Genomic DNA, 252 nt, shown 5'->3' on the forward strand with positions numbered 1-252 from the left:
CGGTCTAGCTCAATTGGCAGAGCAACTGACTTGTAATCAGTAGGTTGGGGGTTCAATTCCTCTGGCCGGCACCATTTTTATTTCTACATCGTTTATACAAAGTGGCAGCTAAACACCATCGTTTTGACATGGTTTATTTTTTTGTCTTTCATAGCGCATGTTTTATTGAATGACGGGAGCCATTAGCTCAGTTGGCAGAGCATCTGACTTTTAATCAGAGGGTCGGAGGTTCGAATCCTCCATGGCTCACCA

The 252-nt window shown here is 44.0% G+C and carries 1 tRNA gene; it reads left to right on the forward strand.

What is annotated here, in order from left to right:
- The first annotated feature begins 176 nt into the window (after window positions 1-176).
- Window positions 177-252: transfer RNA gene (locus ACW9JV_RS19330), tRNA-Lys, on the forward strand.

It is taken from the genome of Salibacterium sp. K-3 (assembly GCF_054052005.1).